16 protein-coding genes are annotated in these 16,971 nt (G+C 66.3%); 3 read left to right on the top strand and 13 right to left on the bottom strand.

Annotation, left to right across the window (positions count from 1 at the left end):
- Positions 1-98: 98 nt before the first annotated feature.
- The 7 genes from guaA to CSW63_RS10960 form a co-directional block, all read right to left on the bottom strand.
- The gene (gene guaA / locus CSW63_RS10990; protein WP_099503734.1) at positions 99-1,661 is read right to left on the bottom strand and encodes a glutamine-hydrolyzing GMP synthase; all 1,563 of its coding nucleotides are present in this window, start codon (positions 1,659-1,661) and stop codon (positions 99-101) included.
- A gap of 32 nt (positions 1,662-1,693) precedes the next feature.
- Positions 1,694-2,971 carry an RsmB/NOP family class I SAM-dependent RNA methyltransferase gene (locus CSW63_RS10985; protein WP_062096994.1) on the bottom strand — a complete coding sequence of 426 codons (1,278 nt, stop codon included), beginning with the start codon at positions 2,969-2,971 and terminating at the stop codon, positions 1,694-1,696.
- Positions 2,971-3,366 (bottom strand): MAPEG family protein, encoded by a 396-nt coding sequence (locus tag CSW63_RS10980; RefSeq protein ID WP_062097000.1) that lies wholly within the window; start codon positions 3,364-3,366, stop codon positions 2,971-2,973. The genes CSW63_RS10985 and CSW63_RS10980 overlap by 1 nt, the downstream gene beginning before the upstream one ends.
- Positions 3,367-3,369: 3 nt before the next feature.
- Entirely contained in the window at positions 3,370-4,833 is a 1,464-nt protein-coding gene (guaB, locus tag CSW63_RS10975) for an IMP dehydrogenase (RefSeq protein ID WP_062097002.1), read from the bottom strand.
- Between the two features lie 102 nt (positions 4,834-4,935).
- Positions 4,936-5,979 (bottom strand): TrkA family potassium uptake protein, encoded by a 1,044-nt coding sequence (locus tag CSW63_RS10970; protein WP_062097004.1) that lies wholly within the window; start codon positions 5,977-5,979, stop codon positions 4,936-4,938.
- Entirely contained in the window at positions 5,976-6,683 is a 708-nt protein-coding gene (locus CSW63_RS10965) for an RlmE family RNA methyltransferase (RefSeq protein ID WP_062097006.1), read from the bottom strand. The genes CSW63_RS10970 and CSW63_RS10965 overlap by 4 nt, the downstream gene beginning before the upstream one ends.
- Positions 6,680-7,786: a Ppx/GppA phosphatase family protein gene (locus CSW63_RS10960; protein ID WP_062097008.1), complete on the bottom strand. Its 1,107-nt coding sequence runs from the start codon at positions 7,784-7,786 to the stop codon at positions 6,680-6,682. The genes CSW63_RS10965 and CSW63_RS10960 overlap by 4 nt, the downstream gene beginning before the upstream one ends.
- Positions 7,787-7,947: 161 nt before the next feature.
- Between CSW63_RS10960 and hspQ the strand changes: the two genes are divergently transcribed.
- Together hspQ and phhA are read left to right on the top strand one after the other, a co-directional pair.
- Positions 7,948-8,277, top strand: a complete 330-nt coding sequence (gene hspQ, locus CSW63_RS10955) for a heat shock protein HspQ (protein WP_062097010.1) — start codon at positions 7,948-7,950, stop codon at positions 8,275-8,277.
- Positions 8,278-8,410: 133 nt separating this feature from the next.
- Positions 8,411-9,295, top strand: coding sequence for a phenylalanine 4-monooxygenase (gene phhA, locus CSW63_RS10950; protein WP_062097012.1), 885 nt, complete (start codon positions 8,411-8,413; stop codon positions 9,293-9,295).
- Here phhA and CSW63_RS10945 read toward each other — a convergent pair.
- Entirely contained in the window at positions 9,250-10,470 is a 1,221-nt protein-coding gene (locus CSW63_RS10945) for an acyltransferase family protein (RefSeq protein WP_062097014.1), read from the bottom strand. The two genes, phhA and CSW63_RS10945, sit on opposite strands and share 46 nt — an antisense overlap.
- On the opposite strand from CSW63_RS10945, the gene CSW63_RS10940 reads away from it, so the two are divergent.
- A complete protein-coding gene (locus tag CSW63_RS10940; RefSeq protein ID WP_082749560.1) occupies positions 10,438-11,409 on the top strand; it encodes a LytTR family DNA-binding domain-containing protein in 972 nt (323 codons plus the stop codon). The two genes, CSW63_RS10945 and CSW63_RS10940, sit on opposite strands and share 33 nt — an antisense overlap.
- Here the strand turns inward: CSW63_RS10940 and CSW63_RS10935 are convergent.
- The 5 genes from CSW63_RS10935 to CSW63_RS10915 are packed head-to-tail and all read right to left on the bottom strand — an operon-like array spanning position 11,406 to position 16,949.
- A complete protein-coding gene (locus CSW63_RS10935; protein ID WP_062097018.1) occupies positions 11,406-11,912 on the bottom strand; it encodes a GNAT family N-acetyltransferase in 507 nt (168 codons plus the stop codon). The genes CSW63_RS10940 and CSW63_RS10935 overlap by 4 nt on opposite strands.
- Entirely contained in the window at positions 11,909-13,249 is a 1,341-nt protein-coding gene (gene astB / locus CSW63_RS10930) for an N-succinylarginine dihydrolase (RefSeq protein WP_062097020.1), read from the bottom strand. Before astB ends, CSW63_RS10935 begins: the two co-directional genes overlap by 4 nt.
- Complete coding sequence (gene astD / locus CSW63_RS10925) at positions 13,246-14,703, bottom strand: succinylglutamate-semialdehyde dehydrogenase (protein WP_062097022.1); 1,458 nt, start codon at positions 14,701-14,703, stop codon at positions 13,246-13,248. The genes astB and astD overlap by 4 nt, the downstream gene beginning before the upstream one ends.
- Positions 14,700-15,704 (bottom strand): arginine N-succinyltransferase, encoded by a 1,005-nt coding sequence (locus CSW63_RS10920; RefSeq protein ID WP_062097024.1) that lies wholly within the window; start codon positions 15,702-15,704, stop codon positions 14,700-14,702. Before CSW63_RS10920 ends, astD begins: the two co-directional genes overlap by 4 nt.
- Positions 15,705-16,949: a hydrolase gene (locus CSW63_RS10915; protein WP_062097026.1), complete on the bottom strand. Its 1,245-nt coding sequence runs from the start codon at positions 16,947-16,949 to the stop codon at positions 15,705-15,707.
- Between the last annotated feature and the right edge of the window lie 22 nt (positions 16,950-16,971).

The raw sequence follows: 16,971 nt of genomic DNA, 5'->3' as shown, positions 1-16,971 counted from the left end.
TCGATAGATGGCGATAGACGATGACAGTTTTATCTTTGTTATTCAGATACTTATGCCGTACCCTGGCGTACAATCGGATACTGCCGGAGGGGCAAAAATCATTCCCACTCGATCGTGCCGGGCGGCTTGCTGGTCACGTCGTAAACGACGCGATTGACGCCGCGAACCTCGTTGATGATGCGCGTGGCGGTCTTGCCCAGCACGGGCCATGGGAACTCGAAGAAGTCTGCGGTCATGCCGTCGGTCGAGGTCACGGCTCGCAGGGCCAGCACGTTCTCGTAGGTGCGCGCGTCGCCCATCACGCCGACCGTTTTCACAGGAAGCAGCACGGCGAAGGCCTGCCAGATCTGGTCGTAGAGGCCCGCATTGCGGATTTCTTCGAGGTAGATGGCGTCAGCGTCTTGTAGGATCTTGACCTTCTCGGGCGTGATCTCGCCCGGGATGCGGATAGCCAGACCCGGACCAGGGAACGGATGGCGGCCGACGAAGGCTGGGGCCAAGCCCAGCTCGACGCCCAGCGCCCGAACTTCGTCCTTGAACAGCTCGCGCAGCGGCTCGACCAGCTTCAGCTTCATGTAGTCCGGCAGACCGCCGACATTGTGGTGGCTCTTGATCACCGCAGAGGGGCCGCCGCGCGCCGAGACGCTCTCGACGACGTCGGGATAGAGCGTGCCCTGGGCCAGGAACTCCGCGCCGTCGATCTTGGCGGCTTCCTTGTCGAAGACATCGATGAACAGACGGCCGATGGTCTTGCGCTTGGTCTCCGGGTCGCTGACGCCGGCCAGTTCGCCCAGGAACAGGTCACCGGCGTCCACATGGACCAGCGGGATGTTGTAGTGGTCGCGGAACAGGGTCACGACCTGGTCGGCCTCGTTCTTGCGCAGCAGGCCTGTGTCGACGAACACGCAGGTCAGCTGGTCGCCGATCGCCTCGTGGATCAGCACGGCGGCCACAGAGCTGTCGACGCCGCCCGACAGGCCGCAGATCACCTTGCCCGAACCGACCTGGTCGCGGATCTTCTGGACCATCTCCTGGCGGAAGGCCGCCATGGTCCAGTCGCCCTTCAGGCCGGCGATATTGAACAGGAAGTTCCGGTACATCGCGGGTCCGTTGACCGTGTGATAGACCTCGGGGTGGAACTGAAGCGCATAGATTTTCTTGGCGTCATTGCCGATCGCTGCAAACGGCGCGCCGGTCGAAGTAGCGATGACCTCAAAGCCCTCCGGAATCGCGGTGACGCGGTCGCCGTGGCTCATCCACACCGTCTCGACCTCGCCGACGCCGGCCAGGCCGGCGAACAGTGGGCTTTGCTTACCGATGGTCAGTTCGGCGCGGCCGAACTCACCCGCGTGACCGCCCTCGACCTTGCCGCCCAGAACGTCGCACAGAAGTTGCTGGCCATAGCAGATGGCCAGCATCGGCAAGCCAAGGTCGAACAGCTTGCGGCCGATGCGAGGGCTATCCTGCTCCAGCACACTGGCCGGACCGCCCGACAGGATGATGGCGCTGGGCTGATAGTCGTCGACGATGGTCTCGGCCTTGTCGAACGGATGAATCTCGCAATAGACGCCGGCCTCACGCACCCGGCGCGCGATCAGCTGGGTGACCTGGCTGCCGAAGTCGACGATCAGGACGCGCTGGTGGTCGGTTTTCTGAGTCATGGGCGAGGTCTCCAGCGGTCGGACTTGAGCGATCAGGGCGTATAGGAGGCGCGTTGCAGCACGGCGGCGAAGAAGCCGTCCGTGCCCGCGCGATGGGGCGTCAGGCGCAGATAGCCTTCCGGGGTCACATGGGTGACCCCGTCCAGGGCGATCGGTTTGACGGTGAATTCAGGGTGGCGCTCGAGGAAGCCGGCGACACGGTCCTCGTTCTCCTCGGTCAGCAGCGAGCAGGTCACATAGATCATGCGACCGCCGGCCTTCACGAAGGTCGCGGCGTCTTCCAGCACGCTGTCCTGCTCGATCTGGCGCTTGGCCAGCTGGTCGGGCGACAGACGCCACTTGGCGTCCGGGTGGCGGCGCCAAGTGCCGGCGCCCGTGCAAGGGGCATCGACGAAGACGACGTCGATCTTGCCTTCCAGGCCCTTCAGGGGCGTGGCCTCGATCGGCGAGCGGATCTGCAGGTTGCGAACACCGGCGCGCTGACCACGGCGGATGGTGTCGGCAAGGCGACGCGCGTCGCTGTCGTGCGCGAAGATCTGGCCGCTATTGCCCATGGCGGCCGCAAGGGCCAGCGTCTTGCCGCCCCCGCCGGCGCAGAAGTCGAGAACCTGCTTGCCCTTCACCTCGCCCGCCACGGCTGCGGCGATCTGCGAGCCCAGGTCCTGAACCTCGAACCAGCCCTTCGAGAAGGCGGGCACGGCCTCCACCGACGGCGTGCGGTCGGCGGCGGCGGGCGCGGGAATGCGGAAGGCGGTCGGCAAGACGCCGGCCGGGGCGGCGTCGATCAAGGCCAGGGCCTTGGCGCAACGTTCGACATCGGTCTTCAGCGTGTTGACCCGCAGATCTACCGGGGCGCGTTCCGACAAGGCGCGCATTTCGACCGCCTGATCCGCGCCCAAAGCGCGCCCTAGGTGCGGCTCCAGCCAATCGGGGTAGTCGCCCGCTACGGGCGCCGGCGCGCCTTCGATGGAAACCGGCGTGGCTAGGTGCTCACGCTCGACGTCCGTCAGGGCGCCGAAGCCGTGCTCCTCAGCGGCGGCTTCCGCGATCCGCTCGACCGGCCACTTCCACATGAAGGCCAGCACGCCCAACATCACGCCCCGGGCGCTGGAGTCCGCCATCATCCAGCCTAGCGAGCGCTTGCGGCGCAGCGCGTCCAGCACCAGACCCGACACGAACGCGCGGTCCTTGGACCCCGCATAGCGCGCGGTCTCGCCCCAGCGCTTCAGCGCCATCTTCACCGGAAAATGCCGTGCCTCGATCTCGGTGAGAACCTCGATCGCCGCTGAAACCCGTCCTCCGTCCCGCATCAGACCACCAGGGCCGCGAGCAGCATCAGGATCCCAAACATCGACGCTAGCCAGACCAGGCTGCGGACAAAGGGCACACCGAACGCATAGAGCGGCACATAGGCCGCGCGCGCGGCGACATACAGCGCCGCGCCATAGGCCGTCAGATCCCCCAGGCGACCTCCCAGGTAGTCGATGATGACCAAGGCCAAGAAGAACGGAAAGGTCTCGCGGAAATTGGCGAAGGCCCGCGTGAGCCGAGCGGCCATGCCGGTCAGCTCGATCTTCTCGTCGCGAGGACCGACATTCCACTTCAAGCCGCGCTGCGGCTGGGCGGCGGCCGACGCCCAGAGCAGGTTGAGAATCCCGATGACGACCGCCACGGCGATCATCTGCAGCTCGAAGGCCATCCGCATCGGCTAGACCGCGCTCGGATAGTTGGGCGCCTCGCGGGTGATCATCACGTCGTGGACGTGGCTCTCACGCAGGCCCGCGCCCGTGATGCGCACGAACTTGGCGCGCTGCTGCAGTTCGGGGATCGTCGGCGCGCCGAGATAGCCCATCGCCGCGCGCAAGCCCCCGACCAGCTGGTGCAGCACCGGCGAGATCGGGCCCTTATAGGGCGTCTGCCCCTCAATGCCTTCCGGCACCAGCTTGAAGTTGTCGGTGACTTCCTTTTGGAAGTAGCGGTCCGCCGAGCCGCGCGCCATGGCGCCCACCGAGCCCATGCCGCGATAGCTCTTGTAGGAGCGCCCCTGGTACAGGAACACCTCGCCCGGCGCCTCTTCGGTGCCGGCGAACATCGAACCCATCATGGCGGTCGAGGCCCCGGCGGCAATGGCCTTGGCCAGGTCGCCCGAGTACTTGATGCCGCCGTCGGCGATCACCGGGGTGTTGCTGTCCTTGGCGGCGCGAACCGCTTCCATGATCGCGGTCAGTTGCGGCACGCCCACGCCTGCGACGATGCGGGTGGTGCAGATCGAGCCCGGACCGATACCGACCTTCACCGCGTCGGCGCCGGCGTCGATCAGGGCGCGGGCGGCGTCGTAGGTGGCGATATTACCGGCGACGATCTGGACGCGGTTGGCCTCGCGCTTCAGGCGGGTCACCGCGGCGGCGACCTGGCTGGAATGGCCGTGCGCCGTGTCGATGACGACGACGTCCACGCCCGCGTCGACCAGCGCCATTGAGCGCTCGAAGCCCGCGTCGCCCACGGTCGAGGCCGCCCCGACCAGCAGCCGGCCCTTGTCGTCCTTGGCGGCCAAAGGATGAGCCTGAGCCTTCTCGATGTCCTTGACGGTGATCAGGCCGACGGCGCGGTAGGCGTCGTCGACCACGATCAGGCGCTCGATCTTGTGCTTGCGCAGCAGCTCGCGCGCCTCGCGGTGATCCACGCCTTCCGAGACGGTGATCAGGTTCTCGCGGGTCATCAGCGCCGAGGCCGGAACCTTGTCGTCGCCCTCAAACCGCATGTCGCGGTTGGTCAGGATGCCGACCAGCTTGCCAGAGCCGCGCTCGACCACCGGGAAGCCCGAGATCTTGCGACGGGCCTTGATCTCGCGGATTTCGGCCAGGGTGGTGTCGGGATGGATGGTCAGCGGATTGATCACCATGCCGCTTTCATAGCGCTTGACCTCGCGCACCTGGTCGGCCTGCTCCTCGTTGGTGAGGTTGCGGTGCAGGACGCCCATGCCGCCGGCCTGAGCCATGGCGATCGCCAGGCGGCTTTCGGTCACCGTGTCCATCGCGGCGGACACGAGCGGAATGTTCAGACTGATTTCACGCGTGAACCGGGTCTCGGTCGTCACCTGGGTGGGCATGACGTCGGACGCTGCGGGTTCGAGCAAAACGTCGTCGAAGGTGAGCCCTTCGCGAATCTCCATCGGAGTCTCCATTTTGCGGCGCGGATATAGCCGTGAGGTCGACCGTTGTCGACCCGCCACGTCGCCGATTTGGAGATGATTTTTCCTCAACCGCCCCCTAGGTCAGTCCGCGATGGCGTCCAGACCCAGGCGACCAAGCTTGGACAGAACCGCCACGCCGTCACCCGCGCTGATGACCTCGTCGGGCTTGGGCTTTTCGATCAGGGTCCCGTTGGCGCGCTCGATCCGGACGACCAGCACGCCCCCTCGCCGCTCGAACTCGCCCACCGTGACGCGCCGCGCGGCGAAGGACGCCGGCGCCGTGACCAGTCCGAGGTCCAGGCCCAACTGCGCCAGCGCTTCACTCTGGTGGGCGGCGGGCGCCCGGGCCTCCTTCAGAAAGCTGGCCAGGCGCGGATAGAGGATCATCTCGGCGATCCGCTCGGCGCCGATGTGAGCGGGCATCACCACCTTGTCCGCGCCGGCCTGGACCAGCTTGCGCTCGGTCGTGGGTCGTTCGCCCCGCGCGATGATCTCGATCTTGGGGTTCAGGCTACGGGCCGACAGCGTGATGAACACGTTCGCCGCGTCGTCTGGAAGTACGGTCGCCAGCACCTTGGCGCGTTCAACGCGCATGGCGCGCAGGATATCCTCGTCGGTGGCGTCGGCGTGCCGGCAGAGGTAGCCGAGGTCCCGCGCCTCCTGGCACCGCGCCTCGTCGCGCTCGATCACCACGAAGCGCTCGCCCGCAGCCGACAGTTCGTTGGCGAGCATCAGGCCGATGCGCCCAAAGCCGCAGATGACGATGTGATCGTCGAGCTTTTCGATGTCGCGTTCCACGCGCTTCCCAAAGAAATGTTCCAGCTGAGACTGGGTCAGCGCCTGAACCAAGGCACCGGTGACAACAATGACGCCGGTGCACCCAAACACCATCGTGCCCATCGTCACGGCGTGCAAGTAGTCGGTGTCGACGGGGCGAACCTCGCCGTAGCCCACCGTGAAAATCGTCAGGGTGACCATATAGAGGGCGTCGTCGAACGACCAGCCGGCGCGCATGTAGGCCAGGATCGCGACGCCCGCCACCGCCAGCACGAACGCCACGGCGAAGGCCAGATTGCGAAAGGGCCGCGCGATCAGCCCACCGATCACGCGCTCCCCCGGCCTCACCGCCCCTTGAATCCCGTCGCGACCAGGAACACCTCCGAGCTGTCCTGCCGACTGGCCTTGGGCTTGAAATGCTGGACCTTGTCAAAATGCCGCTTCAGCTTGCCGATGATCTCGGCCGTCTCTCCGCCCTGGAACGCCTTGGCGACGAAGGCGCCGCCCGGCTTGAGCACATCGATCGCGAACTCGGCGGCGATCTCGATCAGGCCGACGATCCTCAGGTGGTCGGTCTCGCGGTGGCCCACGGTGTTCGGGGCCATGTCGGACATGACGAGGTCAGGCTCGCCGCCCAGAAGCTCCAGAAGCTTCTCGGGCGCGCCGTCGGCGGTGAAGTCCATCTCCAGAAGGTGCGCCGGCGCCACCGGATCGACAGGCAACAGGTCGATCCCCGCCAGGGTGGTTACGCCACGCTCGACCGCGATCTGCAGCCAGCCGCCCGGCGCACAGCCCAAATCGATGACCTTCGCGCCCTTGCGGAAGAAATGGAACTTGTCGTCGATCTCGCTGATCTTGAACGCCGCGCGGCTGCGATAGCCCAACGCCCGGGCCTTGGCCGAGAACGGGTCGTTGATCTGCCGCTCCAGCCAAGCCTGCTGGCTGGGGGTGCGGCCATAGGCGGTCTTCAGGCGCGCGGGCTTGCCACGTCCGCCTTCGTTGCCGCCCGTCGGCGGCTTGACCATACGACGGCGGGGAGGATCTTCGCTCATGCGGCTTCGGACTTCTTCGGGGCGCCGCCGCGACGACGCCGGCGCGGGCGTCGCTGCTGATCGGACATCAAGGACAATAGCAGCCCCTCTCTAAGCCCTCGATCGGCGACACGCACGCGCGAACATGGCCACAACTCCTGGACCGCCTGGAGGATCGCCGCGCCGGCCAGGACCAGATCGGCGCGGTCGGCCCCGATACAGGGTTCGGCCGCGCGTTCCGCCGAGGTGAGGGCCAGCAAGCGATCGGCGGCCGCGTCGCAGTCGGTGCGGTTCATCCACAGACCATCGACCACGTTGCGGTCATAGCGCTGCAAGCCCAGGTGCAGACCCGCGAGACTGGTGATGGCGCCGGAGGTGCCGACCAGATGCGCCCGGCCCTCCGCAAACACCTTCCGCATCGGCTCGGCATGCGGGAACGTCTCGATCCGGGCCTTCACATCGTCGACCATGGCGCGGAACCAGGCCGGATTGGCTCGTTCGCCCTCGGGAAAGCGCTCGGCCAGGGTGACCACGCCGACAGGGATCGACAGCCAGGCCTTGATCGGCAATTTCCAGGCCGCGAACTGTCGGGGCTTGGCGTCCAACCCACCGCTCTTCAGGTCCACCCAGGACAGCTCCGTCGAGCCGCCGCCGACATCAATGACCAGGGCCGCGTCCTGCTGACGGTCGAACAGGCTCATGCACCCGGCGACCGAAAGCTGCGCTTCCTCGCGCGGACTGATGATCTGAAGCTTGAGGCCTGTCTCTTCGTGGACCCGGCGAACAAACTCTGGACCATTGGCCGCGCCTCGGCAGGCCTGGGTCGCGACCGCCTTCACGCGGATCGCCTTGCGCCGGCGAATCTTCTCGGCGCAGACCTTCAGGGCCGCCAGAGAGCGATCCATGGCCGCGTCCGACAACTGACCCGTCTGGGAAAGACCCTCTCCCAGGCGAACGATGCGGGAATAGGCCTCGACCACGCGGAACCCGCGCGGCGTGGGCGTCGCCACCAAAAGGCGGCAGTTGTTGGTCCCGAGATCGAGCGCCGCATAGCACGACGTCTCCTCCGGCGACCGCCGGCGCCGCCCTCCTGGCGCGCCGGGCGCGCGCGGCGCCTCCGACATGGTCCTAACCACCTGTCTCGCAGACGTCGCGAACAGCTGCGACGTCTCATTTCGAGTCGACCATAGCATGTCACTCGCGCGCCGGAAGGCGCCGCCTTGTCATCCGCCTTCCGACGATTACGTTCAGGAATCAGTCAGGTGCGCCTGCTAATCTGATCGCCATGAATGCTCGACTCGCCAAATTCGCGATCGGTCAGGTCGTCCGCCACCGCATCTTCCCCTTTCGGGGCGTGGTGTTCGACGTCGACCCTGTGTTCGCCAATACCGAGGAATGGTGGGAATCCATCCCCGAGGATATTCGGCCGACCAAGGACCAGCCTTTCTACCATCTGTTGGCCGAGAATGAGGACAACAGCTATGTGGCCTACGTGTCCGAGCAGAACCTGCTCCCCGACGACAGCGGCGAGCCGGTCGGCCACCCGCAGACGGCGGTGATTTTCGAGTCGTTCGATCACGGGCTCTACAAGCTTCGGCCGCGAATTTCGCACTGAGCGGGCTGCCGCCAAGATTGGCGGCATCTCGTTGCGAACGAGCCCCGTTTGAGAACAACGTTTCTCCGCCGATCTGGCGTTTTAGCGAAAATTCCGAACAGCAATTGCCAAATCCGGGGCGTAGCGTCATCGCATGAGCGCAGATGGCCTGAGCAACGGACCGCCCCCCGGCGCGCGTCCCGACTGGACGATTGATCAGGGCTGGGAAACCTACACCCAGGCCGAGCACGACGTCTGGATCACCCTGTACGAGCGGCAGACCGACATGCTGCATGGTCGCGCATGCGACGCGTTCCTGCGGGGCCTGGACGCGTTGGACCTGCACCGCTCGGGCATTCCAGACTTCGCCCGCATCAACGAAGAGCTCAAGCGCCTGACGGGCTGGACCGTGGTGGCGGTGCCAGGCCTGGTGCCCGACGACGTCTTCTTCGACCACCTCGCCAACCGCCGCTTTCCGGCTGGCCAGTTCATCCGCAAGCCGCACGAACTGGACTACCTGCAGGAACCGGACATCTTCCACGATGTGTTCGGCCACGTGCCCATGCTGACGGACCCGGTCTTCGCCGACTACATGCAGGCCTATGGCGAAGGGGGCCGCCGCGCCCTGGGCCTGGGTCGCCTGGCCAATCTGGCGCGCCTCTACTGGTACACGGTGGAGTTTGGCCTGATGAACACCCCCGCTGGATTGCGGATTTACGGCGCGGGGATCGTGTCTTCGCGGACCGAGTCGATCTTCGCCCTCGATGACCCCTCCCCCAACCGTATCGGCTTCGACCTGGAGCGCGTGATGCGGACGCTGTACCGGATCGACGACTTCCAGCAGGTCTATTTCGTGATCGACTCGATCCAGACCCTGCAGGAGGTGACCCTTCGCGATTTCGGCGCGATCTACCAGCGGCTGGCCGCCGCCACCGACATCGGTGTCGCCGAAATCGTTCCCGGCGACACCGTTCTGACACGCGGCACCCAAGCCTACGCCAGGGCGGGCGGCCGGCTGGCCGGCGCTGGGGCTGGCTGACCCTTCAAGCCGAAGAGAATTCGGACACTGGGGATGCGTCGGACGATCTCGTACGTCGCAAAACACCCGGCGAAGGTCGCGGCCACCAGGATCGCGCCTTCTAGAGCCTGGGGCAGCCCCAGCTTGGCGAGGTGATGCGCCATGACGACGATTAGGGTCTGGTGTACGATATAGAATGGGAACACGCCCAGGGTCAGATAGCGCAACGCCGGTCCGCCCTTGTTCGACAGATGCCGCGCTCCAAAGCCCAAGATGGCGGCGATCGCGCACCATTGATCGGTGGCGTAGACGCAGCGCATGACGATCCGCAGGGTCTCCGGTGGGTTCGCGTCGTCAGCGCGGTATATCCACGCATAGGTCGCCCAGCCCGCCCCGCTGGCGAGCGCAAGCGCCAGCGCCGCCCAGCGGACCTTGATCAGGCGAGCCTTGAGGACTTCGGACTTGGCCAGCCCGAAGCCGAGCAGGAACGCCGTGAACGAGACCGCGTGATTGTACCAGTCCTGCACCAGATCATGCGTGATCTCGAAGTGCGGCATAAGGATGATCCGCGTCGCCGCCAGAAAAGCGATCGGCCAGACAAACAGTCCGGCGCCCTTAAGGCTTCTCTCCAAGCCGCCCTGTAGCCGCGCGCCCAGGCGCGGAAGCAACAGCAGCATCACGGCCAAAACCAGCGAATAAACCAACAGGTAGGCCACGAACCACATGTGGTTCCAGGTCGGCGTGATCAGGCAGTCATCGCCGTCGCACCAATGCCCGGACGCCGTGACGTATTTCAGCCAGAACGCACCGTACGGGTCTGCGACCAGTCCGGCGCCAGGGCGCGCGGCGACGGCTTCGACGATCTCGTAATAGCTCTGCGGCGGCACGATCACGAACATCGCGAACAGCAGCGGCGGCAGCAGCCGTGCGACCCGCGACATCGTCAGCCGCCCGACCGAAACCCTGTCGGCCATGAACCTCGTCGCGGCCCCCGAGACGAGAAACAACAGGGTCAGGCGCCAGGGGTTCGTGAGTTGCATCAGCGGCTCAAGGGCCTCGACCGGATGCGGTGTCTTCACGTGCCAGTCCCAGGGCACATAGAACATTCCGGTATGGTAGAGGATCAGCAGAAAGAAAGCGCCAACCCGAATCCAATCGAGGTCATGGCGTCTGTCGAGGTCTGTCACCGAGGTCATGAGGGGGCTTCCAACGTGAAGAGCGATGCCACCGACCTGCCGCGACGGCCCGCCGCAGTCCAAGCTCCGGGGGATCAGCGGGCGCTGGCTGGGACATCCGGCACAGCCTTGGAGCCGAACGGCGGTCTATTGGGGATGACCGGCGAGGAACGCCGATGGCTGTTCAGAGCCTGGCTGTTGGGCGTCTGCCTGATCGGCTGCATCTGCATCGTCAACGTGCTGACGATCCAGCACGACTCGCCAGATCTGGGTCCGCTCCGTCCGATCATCTGGGAGGGCAGCAGCGCACTGGTGACGATGGTGATCTTCACCATCCCCGCAGCAATGGCGCTCTGGACCGCCCGTACCTGTCCTCGCTGGTGGATCGCCCTTCCGGCGCACCTCGCGGCGCTGCTGGCCTACTCGGCGCTCCACGTCGCGGGGTTCCTGGTGCTGCGCGAATGGGCCCATGCCGCGCTTCTGGGCGAGGCCTACGACTACGGGCCGCTTTCAACCGAGTTTCCGTACGAGTTTCGCAAGGACTTTCTCGCCTATCTTCTGGCCTCCGGCGCCTTTTGGCTGGCTCTGCAGCGCAGTGACCAGAAACCGGCCGCAGCGGCGCCGGCGCGTCCGGCCACCTTCGACATTCGGGACGGCGCGCGGATGATCCGTGTTTCGGTGGAGAACATCGTCGCCATCCGGTCGGCGGGCAACTATGTGGAGTTCATTCTAACGGATGATCGACGCCCGCTGATGCGCTCCTCGCTGGCGGCGATGCAGGACGGGCTCGCAACCCACGGCTTTGTGCGCACTCACAAATCCTGGCTCGTGAACGGCGCGCGCGTCACGGGGCTGCGGCCCGAGGGTTCAGGCGACTACACGATCGAGCTCGGTGCGCTGGAGGCGCCGCTGTCGCGGCGGTTCCCAGAAGCTCTGACGGCGCTGCGCGCAGAGAACTAATCGACCTCGCGCAGCAACAGACCCATCAGGATGTCGTCCTCAAAGCGACCGTCGGGCAACCGCCCGCGCGCACGCTGGCGACCTTCGTGACGAAAGCCCAACCGTTCATACAGGCGAACCGCACCCGGATTGCCCGCGCCGGCCGCCAGTTCAATCCGCACGACCTCAGGCTCCGCCGAGCGCGCCCAGGCGATCAACATCTCGAACAGCTTCGACCCCACCCCACGTCCCTGGTAGTCGGGGCGCACAGCGACTGTAAGACCGCCCAGCACATGGGCGAAAAGCGCGATCGTCTCCCGCTTCGCATGGATCTCGCCGCAAACGGTTCCGTCCGCATCAACCGCGACGAGACACACATCGGCGGCGATGGCGGCCTCGGCATAGGCTGGCGTCACCTCCTCGGGCGTACGGGCCAAGGCGCCGGGCGTCACGGCCGCAGCGCGATGCACGGCCAAGATCGCGTCGCGATCGGCGACTGTGGCGCGACGAACCGTGATGCTCATGCCATCCTCTGGAAGGGATAGAAATCGCCGCCCAGACCCAGGATCTGGGTCAACTCGTCAAGCGCTTCACGGCTCTCGGTCAGGAGTCTCGGGTCGGACAGGTCAGCAGGCGCCAGGCGGTCGCGATATCGACGGCTGATCCAGTCGGTCAGCGTAGTCTCAAGCGCAGGCGTAAAGCGTTGCGACGCGTTCGCCGCCGCCAACTCGGCCTCTGTCAGTACGACACGCAGACGCAGGCAAGCCGGACCGCCTCCATTGCGCATGCTCTGGCGGACATCGACGTACTCGACCCGGCCGATGGGCCCGTTCGACGTCGCTAGTCCCTCAGCCACGGCGTGGGCGCGCGGGTTGTCCCGCGTCTCCGCCGGCGCCAGCAGCACCAGCCTATCCTCACCTGGAACGACCAGCAGCTGCGAGTTAAAGAGATAGCTGGCGACGAGGTCGGCCATCGGCAAGTCGGCTTCCGACACCTCGACAAAGACCGGCTCGAAAAGCCCAGCGGCCGCCATCCTGACATCGCGCTCCATCGCGGCCCGATCTTCGAACGCCCGCTCGTGGAAGAACAGGCACTCGCGCGTTCCTACGCAGACGACGTCGTTATGGAAGGCGCCGCCCTCGATCGCCGACTTCCCCTGCTGAGGGAACACCGCCCGCGCCGCGTCGTGCCGACGCTGTATCGCTTCGAACGCTTCCCTGGTCTGGCGGGCGGGGAAGCGGCCATCCCAATGGCCCCAGGCCTCGCGCCCCCAGACGAAAAGGTTGACGCCCGCAGCGCCGTGATCGGCGCAGAGACGAACGTGGTTGGCCGCGCCCTCGTCGGCGAAGTGGGGCTGCGCCGGCAACGGATCGTGGACGGCGAACAGCGTCTCGTCCGGAAAGAGCCGTTTCAATGACCGCGCAGTCTGGGGGCCTTCCAGACTGCGATGCAGATTGGTCAGCAGGTTGGCGGGCGTGAAATGAACCCGCCCGTCGGCTGTGTCGGCGCTGGGCGTGACCGTCGCGGCGTTAGCAGCCCACATCGGCGAGGCCGAGCAAGCCGCCGCCGCCAGAGCCGGCGCGTCCTTCCAGGCGGACGCGAGAATATTTTCCTCCGAGCCCGAAAAACCGAGCTGCTTCAAGAGGCTTAGAGCAGGTCTCTCATGCGGCGGCAACACGAACTGCGGCAGGCCCAGGTCGGCCAGTCGCCGCATCTTGGACAGCCCCTCCAGCGCCGCGCCGCGCGGATTGGACACCTCGCCGGCGTTGCGGGTGCTGGCAAGGTTGCCAGGCGAAAGACCGACATAAGAATGGGTCGGCCCGACGAGGCCATCACAGTTGGCTTCGAAGGCTAAGGTCATCCCTTCAGACCTCTGATATCCTTGAAGGTATCGGCCACTTCCGGAGCTTCAAAACTGGCGACCGGATAGGCGCAGTAGTCGGCCGCGTAATAGGCGCTGGGCCGATGGTTGCCGGAGGCGCCCAGACCGCCGAACGGCATCGACCCCGCCGCTCCGGTGGTCGGCCGGTTCCAGTTGACCACGCCGGCGCGAATTCGGTTGAGAAATTTTTTCCAGAGCGTTGAATCATTAGAGATAAGGCCAGCCGAAAGGCCGTAGCGCGTGGCGTTCGCGGCGGTCATCGCCTCGTCGAAGTTCGAGACCCGGCGCACTTGCAGCAGCGGCGCGAACAGCTCTTCGTCGGGCGTCTCGACGCCTGTGACGTCGATCATTCCCGGTTTCAGGAACGCCTCACCCAGCCCCGCCACGCCCTCGAGGGGCAGGATCGTATCGCCGCTCGTCGCCGCTGCGACGTCACGCGCGGCCCTGGCGGCGCGCGCGGAGATCAGCGGCCCCATAAACGGCTCGCTGGGGCTGTTCCAGGCGCCGATCGTCAGCCGCTCGACCAGAGCCGCCGTCGCCTCGATCACCGCCCGGCCCGAAGCGTCGTCCGGCACGATCAGTCGGCGTGCGCACGAGCACCGCTGGCCAGTGGTGATGAAGGCCGATTGAACGACCAGGGCCGCTACGGCCTCAGGCGCATCGTCGGCGCTCCAGACCACCAGCGGGTTGTTGCCGCCTAGCTCCAGCGCCAGGATGACGTCTGGCCGGTCGGCGAAGTAGCGGCGGAAATAGGCCCCGGCCGCAGCCGAGCCCGTGAACAGCAGGCCATCGATCTCCTGGGCGATCAGCGCCTGACCGGTCTCGCGTCCGCCCTGGACAAGATTGACGACTCCCTCCGGCACGCCGGCGGCCTCAAGGGCCTCGACCAGCAACTGACCCGCCAGGGGCGTTTCCTCCGAGGGCTTGAACACCACCGTATCGCCGGCCAGCAGCGCGGGCACGATGTGGCCGTTGGGCAGGTGGCCTGGAAAGTTGAACGGGCCGAGCACGGCCATCACGCCGTGGGCGCGGTGACGCAACACCGCGTGTCCGAACGGCATTGCGTTCTCCGTGACGCCGGTGCGCTCGTCATAGGCGCGGATCGACAGGTCGACCTTGCCGGCCATCGAGGCGAGCTCGGCCTTGGTCTCCCAGAGCGCCTTGCCCGTCTCCCGGCTCAAGGCCTCGGCATAGGCCGCCGTGCGCTCGATCAGGATATCCTTATAGCGGCGCAGAATGGCGATCCGCTCCTCGCGCGGACGGTCGGCCCAGTCCGGGAAAGCCTTGCGCGCCGCCTCGACCGCCTCGGTGACATCACCGCCGGTCGCTGTCGCGCCGCGCCAGACCGTCTCGCCCGTCGCCGGGTCCGTAGACACCAGGGCCGCGCCTTGCCCGGCGCGCCATTTGCCGTCGATGAACAATTCGCCGCTCATGCCTTCACCCGCACCACTTCGCCTTCGCTCACGCCCAAGGCGTCCATCGCGTCGCGCCCAAGGATCGCCGTCTCGCCGTCGATCAGCACCGGCGCACGCACCGCGCGGAACCGGGCGACCTCCCCCGTGGAGATCAGCGCCTCTTCGCCAAAGGCGTCCTCGCCGGCCTTCACGCGTAGACGCTTGGCGTCGCGCACGGTTCGGATGTCGTCTCGCGGACAGGCCACCGTGGGCCCGGCGTCGAACAGATCGACCAGGCCCTGGTAACGGAAGCCTTCGCGCTCCAGCATCGCACGTGCCGCCTCGCCGTCACGATGGACGCGACCGATCACGTCGCGCGCCTCTTCGGGGAGCAGCTCGGTGTAGATGGGATGGCGCGGCGCGAGGTCTAGAATGAACTGGCCATCAGTCGAGGCGCTCATCAGATCGGCCTGATCAAAATCCAGTCGGAAGAACTTGTGCGAGACGTGCTCCCAGAAGGGGCAGCGGCCGTCCTCGTCGAACCAACCCCGCAGTTCGGCCAGCACCATCTCGGCGAAGCGCTGCGGCTCGATGCCGATCAGCATGTAGCGCGACTGGGCCAGCAGCCGACCAGCGCCGCCCTTACGTTTCTCGGGGCGGAGGAACAGCGATCCGACCTCGGACCAGCCCGCACACTCGTTTACCAGGACCAGCGCCTTGTGATCGAAGCGCATCTCCAAGGTCGGCGAGGACTGAGCGAGGGTCACGACACGGAAGGAAAAGAAGGGCCGCTTGAGGCCCACGCCGGCTTTGACGCCCGCGACCCCCTCGACGCTCCCGGTTTCGAGGTCCTCCAGCATCAGGGTGTACCAGGCCTCGGGGGGAGCAACTCCGGCCGCGAAGCTGGCTTCCGACAGGTCCAGGCGCGTGCGCAGGGTGTGCTCGTCCTCGGGCAGGCTGGTGAACCCGCGCCCGGAAAGGATGGCCAATTCCATCAAGGCTTCGAAGTCTGCGGATCCCGCAGGACGGACGACTAGCATTCACGCATTCTCCATGGCCGCGCGGATCGCTCTGGCGTCGATCTCGCCGCTGGCCAGCTTCATCATGATCGTCGCCGAGAGCTGGGCGCGCTCGACGAAGCTTTCGGGCCAAGCGTGCTCGGCCTCGCTGTGGATATCGCCGCCGCGCACCCCCAGGGTGTCGACGTTGGGCAGGCCGGAGGCGAACAGGTTGTTGCCTTCGCAGACCCCGCCCGAGGGTTTCCAGGTGATGTCCTGACCTAGGAGCGCGCCGGCCGCTTTAACCGCTTCGAACAGCTTTTGCTGGGCGACGTTGAATGGCTTGGCGCCCCGCGTGATCAAGCCGTGCAGATGCGCGTGGAGCTCGGGGTCGATTTCGCTCACGATCCGAGCGACTTCGGCCTGGAACCAAGCTGCGGCTTCAGCCTCGGGAAAACGGACATTGAACCGCACGACGGCGACATCGGGGACCATGTTCAGGGGCGCGCCGCCATCGATCCGCGCCACATTCACTGTAAGACCGTCGCGCAAGCCGTTCAAAGCATGAAGTTTCTCGGCGACGCGGGCCGCGCCGATCACGGCATTGCGGCCCGCCGCGAAATCGCGCCCGGCATGCGCCGCGCGCCCGTGGATGACGATGTGAAAATTGCCCGAGCCCTTGCGCGCGGCGGCCAAGGCCCCGTCCGCCAACGCAGGCTCGTAGGTGAGGCCGACATGCCCCAGTCGCGCGAACTCGGACAGGACGGGTCCCGAAGCGATCGAACCGATCTCCTCGTCGGGAGAAAGAAGGACGCGGTAGCCGACGTTGCCAGCCAGAGGATGGGCCTCGAAGGCCTCCAGCGCCGCTAGCATCACCGAGATCCCGCCCTTCATATCGGCGATGCCCGGGCCATGCAGCGCGCCGTCCGGTCGGGTTCGAACCACCTGGAACGGGCTGCTCTCTGGATACACCGTGTCGTAGTGGCCCGTCAGAATGACCTGAACCGGCGCCTCGGGTCGCACGATCACCGCCACGGAGGGCGGATGGGGGAACTCAACCTCACGGCCGCTGGCGTCGATCTCTCGGGAGGCGGCCAACGGGATTTCGACCGGCGCGGTCGGCAGGCTCGCGGCCGCGTCGAGCAAGATCCGCCTTTGACGCTCCAGCCCTTCCAGGTTGCGGCTTCCGGAGTTCACCGCGCACCAGTCGACCGCGCGATCGACGATGCGGCCGCCATCTCGCGCAATAGCTTCCAGAACGTCGCGATCGTCAGATGTGAGAAGCATGAAAGGCCGTCCCTCCCTCAGT

The organism is Caulobacter sp. FWC26 (assembly GCF_002742645.2).
GTDB lineage: Bacteria > Pseudomonadota > Alphaproteobacteria > Caulobacterales > Caulobacteraceae > Caulobacter.
Note: the sequence above shows the minus strand (reverse complement) of the source record. Positions and strands in the feature narration are given on the sequence as shown.

Coding starts and splice junctions, on each gene's coding strand:
- guaA (WP_099503734.1), bottom strand. CDS start 1,661: ATGACTCAGAAAACCGACCACCAGCGCGTCCTGATCGTCGACTTCGGC.
- CSW63_RS10985 (WP_062096994.1), bottom strand. CDS start 2,971: ATGCGGGACGGAGGACGGGTTTCAGCGGCGATCGAGGTTCTCACCGAG.
- CSW63_RS10980 (WP_062097000.1), bottom strand. CDS start 3,366: ATGCGGATGGCCTTCGAGCTGCAGATGATCGCCGTGGCGGTCGTCATC.
- guaB (WP_062097002.1), bottom strand. CDS start 4,833: ATGGAGATTCGCGAAGGGCTCACCTTCGACGACGTTTTGCTCGAACCC.
- CSW63_RS10965 (WP_062097006.1), bottom strand. CDS start 6,683: ATGAGCGAAGATCCTCCCCGCCGTCGTATGGTCAAGCCGCCGACGGGC.
- CSW63_RS10960 (WP_062097008.1), bottom strand. CDS start 7,786: ATGTCGGAGGCGCCGCGCGCGCCCGGCGCGCCAGGAGGGCGGCGCCGG.
- hspQ (WP_062097010.1), top strand. CDS start 7,948: ATGAATGCTCGACTCGCCAAATTCGCGATCGGTCAGGTCGTCCGCCAC.
- phhA (WP_062097012.1), top strand. CDS start 8,411: ATGAGCGCAGATGGCCTGAGCAACGGACCGCCCCCCGGCGCGCGTCCC.
- CSW63_RS10940 (WP_082749560.1), top strand. CDS start 10,438: ATGGCGTCTGTCGAGGTCTGTCACCGAGGTCATGAGGGGGCTTCCAAC.
- CSW63_RS10945 (WP_062097014.1), bottom strand. CDS start 10,470: ATGACCTCGGTGACAGACCTCGACAGACGCCATGACCTCGATTGGATT.
- CSW63_RS10935 (WP_062097018.1), bottom strand. CDS start 11,912: ATGAGCATCACGGTTCGTCGCGCCACAGTCGCCGATCGCGACGCGATC.
- astB (WP_062097020.1), bottom strand. CDS start 13,249: ATGACCTTAGCCTTCGAAGCCAACTGTGATGGCCTCGTCGGGCCGACC.
- astD (WP_062097022.1), bottom strand. CDS start 14,703: ATGAGCGGCGAATTGTTCATCGACGGCAAATGGCGCGCCGGGCAAGGC.
- CSW63_RS10920 (WP_062097024.1), bottom strand. CDS start 15,704: ATGCTAGTCGTCCGTCCTGCGGGATCCGCAGACTTCGAAGCCTTGATG.
- CSW63_RS10915 (WP_062097026.1), bottom strand. CDS start 16,949: ATGCTTCTCACATCTGACGATCGCGACGTTCTGGAAGCTATTGCGCGA.